Origin of the sequence: uncultured Amaricoccus sp. (genome assembly GCF_937858865.1) — a bacterium.
In the GTDB taxonomy this organism is placed as follows: Bacteria; Pseudomonadota; Alphaproteobacteria; order Rhodobacterales; family Rhodobacteraceae; genus Amaricoccus.
The window spans coordinates 1-3,678 of the sequence record NZ_CALLYO010000481.1 but is presented as its reverse complement, the minus strand read 5'-3'; the positions used below and the strand labels follow the sequence as shown (position 1 = coordinate 3,678).

The window sequence follows — 3,678 nt, the reverse complement described above, 5'->3', positions numbered from 1 at the left end:
CGCGCCACCGGCTGCACGCTCAGGATCTGCGACCCCATGGTCACCCCCGCCGAGGCGGCGCACCACGGCATAACGCTCGAGCCCGACTGGCGGAAGGCGATCGAGGGCGCCGACGCCGTCCTCATCCTCGCCGGGCACGACGAATTCACCGGCATCACCGCCGCCGACTTCGCCGCCCTCGCCCCGGGGGCGCTCATCTACGACGGGCGCATCTACTATCCGCGCGGCAGGATCGCCGAGCTCGAGGCGGCGGGCCTCACCTACATGGGCGTCGGCCGCTAGGGTTTTTCACGAGGGACAACGAGTATGGCGAAAAATCCCGAGGTCGTGATGGTGACCGGCGCGGCCGGCTTCGTCGGCAGCTTCCTGATCGAGCGGCTGCTGGCGCTCGGCCATGTCGTGCACGGCCTCGACATCGCGCCGCTCGACGCCGCGCGCAACCTCGAGGCGGTGCGGGCGCATCCGAACTTCCACTACATGCAGGGCGACATCCGCGACCGCGCGACGATCGAGGCCTTCTTCCGCCCCGAGGCCGCGGTCCTCTACCACCTCGCCTCGGTGGTCGGCGTCCGCCGCTACATGGAGGACCCGCTCTCGCTCATCGACATCGCGATCATCGGCACGCGGCACCTGATCGCGCTCGCCGTCGAGCATGACGTACGCATCCTCTTCACCTCGACCTCCGAGATCTACGGCCGCAACCCGGCAGTGCCCTGGAAGGAGGACGACGACCGCGTGCTCGGCGCCACCTCGGTCGACCGCTGGAGCTACGCCGCCTCCAAGGGGGTCTGCGAGCAGATGCTCTACGGCGTCCACCGCAAGACGGGCCTCCCCTTCTCCATCGTGCGCTTCTTCAACGTCTACGGGCCGCGGCAGACGCCGATCTACGTCGTCAGCCAGACCGTGCAGCGGGTGCTGAACGGGGTGCGCCCCGACCTCTACGACGGCGGCACCCAGACCCGCTGCCTCACCTACGTCGAGGACGCGATCGAGGGGGTGATCGCCGCGGCGACGAGGCCGGAGGCGATCGGCGAGGTCTTCAACATCGGCAATTCGACCGAGAACACGATGGCCGAGGTCGTCGGCATGGTGCTCGAGGCCGCCGGCTCCGACCTCGAGCCGGTGCCGATCGACACCCGCGAGAAGTACGGCGCGGTCTACGAGGACATCGGCCGGCGCGTGCCGGCGGTCGGGAAGGCCGAGCGCCTGCTCGGCTGGAAGGCCACGACCACGGCACGGGAGGGCATCGCGAAGACGGTGGCCTGGGCGCGGGCGACGCCCTGGTACCTGGCGCTGAAGCCGTAGCGAGGGAAGCATGCGGATCACGGTTTTCGGGACGGGCTACGTCGGCCTGGTGCAGGGGGCGGTGCTGGCCGAGGTCGGCCATCACGTGCTCTGCGTCGACGTGGACGAGAAGAAGATCGAGGGGCTGAAGGCGGGGCGGATCCCGATCTACGAGCCCGGCCTCGAGGAGATGGTGCGGAAGAACCACGCCGAGGGGCGGCTCCTCTTCACCACCGACGCCGCCGAGGGGGTCCGCCACGGCAGGATCCAGTTCATCGCCGTGGGCACGCCCCCCGACGAGGACGGCTCGGCCGACCTCAAGTACGTGCTCGGGGTGGCCGCGACCATCGCCACGCACATGACCGAGCCCAAGGTCGTCGTCACCAAGTCGACCGTGCCGGTCGGCACCGCCGACAAGGTGCGGGCCAGGATCGCCGAGGTGCTGAAGGCGAAGGGCTCCGATCTCGCCTTCGACGTGGTCTCGAACCCGGAGTTCCTGAAGGAGGGCGCCGCGGTCGCCGACTGCATGCGCCCCGACCGCATCGTCATCGGCACCTCCGACAAGGGATCCGAGGAGCTCCTGCGCGAGGTCTACGCCCCCTTCGGCCGCAACCACGAGAAGATCATCGTCATGGACGTGCGCTCGGCGGAGCTGACCAAATACGCCGCCAACTGCATGCTGGCGACCAAGATCAGCTTCATGAACGAGATGGCCGGCCTCGCCGAAAGGCTCGGGGCCGACGTCGAGATGGTGCGCCAGGGGATCGGCGCCGACCAGCGCATCGGCTACCAGTTCATCTACCCCGGCGCCGGCTACGGCGGCTCCTGCTTCCCCAAGGACGTGAAGGCGCTCATCCACACCGCGCGCAGCGTCGGCTTCGAGCCGAAGGTGCTCGCCGCGGTCGAGGAGCGCAACGACACGCAGAAGACCGTCCTCTTCCAGAAGATCTCGAAGCACTTCGGCGGCGATCTCGCGGGCAGGACCTTCGCCCTCTGGGGCCTCGCCTTCAAGCCGCAGACCGACGACATGCGCGAGGCGGCCTCCCGCGTGCTGATGGAGGCGCTCTGGGCGGCCGGCGCAAAGGTGCAGGCCTACGACCCCGAGGCGATGGAGGAGGCGCAGCGCATCTACGGCGACCGCGACGACCTCGTCCTGACGGGCACCAAGGAGGCGGCGCTGAAGGGGGCCGACGCCCTCGTCATCCTGACCGAGTGGCAGGCCTTCCGGGCGCCCGACTTCGACCTCCTCGCCGAGCGGCTCGCCCAGCCCGTCGTCTTCGACGGGCGCAACCTCTACGACCCGGAGCGGATGAAGCGGCGCGGCTTCACCTACTACGCCATCGGCCGCGGCGCGGGCATCGGGGCCGCCGCCTGAGATGAAGGTCCTCGTCACCGGCAACGCCGGCTTCATCGGCTTCCACGTCGCCAGGGCGCTCCTCGCCCGCGGCGACGCGGTGGTGGGGATCGACGTCGTCAACGACTATTACGACCCGGCGCTCAAGGAGGACCGCCTCGCCGAGCTGGAGCGGGCCGCGGCCGGGACCGGCAGCCCCTACGCCTTCCACCGCGCCGACCTCGCCGACCGGGCGGCGGTCGAGGCGGTCTTCGCCGGGCACCGCTTCGACCGGGTGATCCACCTCGCCGCCCAGGCCGGCGTGCGCTACAGCCTCGAGAATCCCTTCGCCTACGTGCAGTCGAACGTCGTCGGCTTCATCCACGTCCTCGAGGCCTGCCGGCAGGCGCAGGTGGCGCATCTCACCTACGCCTCGACCTCGAGCGTCTACGGCGCCAACGCCAGCATGCCCTTCACCGAGGGCCAGGGGGTCGACCATCCGCTGCAGCTCTACGCCGCCACCAAGCGGTCGAACGAGCTGATGGCGCATGCCTACAGCCACCTCTACCGGCTGCCGACCACGGGCCTCAGGTTCTTCACCGTCTACGGCCCCTGGGGGCGGCCGGACATGGCGCCGATGCTCTTCGCCTCGGCCATCCTCGAGGGGCGGCCGATCAAGGTCTACGGCCACGGGCGGCAGAGCCGCGACTTCACCTATGTCGACGACATCGTCGAGGGGGTGATCCGCGCCAGCGACCGGGTGGCGACCCCCGACCCGGACTGGGACCCGGCGCAGCCGGACCCCGCCACCTCCGACGCGCCCTTCCGCCTCTACAACATCGGCAACAACGCCCCGGTCGGGCTCTCCGATTTCATCGCCGAGCTCGAGGCGGCGCTCGGGAAGCCGGCGATCCGCGAGCTCCTGCCGATGCAGCCCGGCGACGTGCGCGACACCTACGCCGATTCGACCCGCCTCGCCCGCGCCGTCAACTGGCGCCCGGCGACGCCGATCTCGAAGGGCGTCGCCCGCTTCGTCGACTGGTACCGCGGCTACTACGGCG

At 70.2% G+C, this 3,678-nt stretch carries 4 protein-coding genes; all 4 read left to right on the top strand.

Annotated features, from left to right (window positions below; translation table 11 throughout):
- Positions 1 to 282: UDP binding domain-containing protein (locus Q0112_RS14100; RefSeq protein WP_297976332.1), on the top strand; the 282-nt coding region annotated here is incomplete at its 5' end.
- 24 nt (positions 283 to 306) lie between these two features.
- Complete coding sequence (locus tag Q0112_RS14095) at positions 307 to 1,305, top strand: NAD(P)-dependent oxidoreductase (RefSeq protein ID WP_297976330.1); 999 nt, start codon at positions 307 to 309, stop codon at positions 1,303 to 1,305.
- Between the two features lie 10 nt (positions 1,306 to 1,315).
- Complete coding sequence (locus Q0112_RS14090; protein WP_297976328.1) at positions 1,316 to 2,659, top strand: UDP-glucose/GDP-mannose dehydrogenase family protein; 1,344 nt, start codon at positions 1,316 to 1,318, stop codon at positions 2,657 to 2,659.
- Position 2,660: 1 nt separating this feature from the next.
- Positions 2,661 to 3,678 (top strand): NAD-dependent epimerase (locus Q0112_RS14085; RefSeq protein WP_297976326.1); only part of this gene is annotated, 1,018 nt, incomplete at its 3' end.

Excerpts from the sequence above, each read along its gene's own strand:
- Q0112_RS14095 (WP_297976330.1), top strand. The coding sequence starts at position 307 with ATGGCGAAAAATCCCGAGGTCGTGATGGTGACCGGCGCGGCCGGCTTC.
- Q0112_RS14090 (WP_297976328.1), top strand. The coding sequence starts at position 1,316 with ATGCGGATCACGGTTTTCGGGACGGGCTACGTCGGCCTGGTGCAGGGG.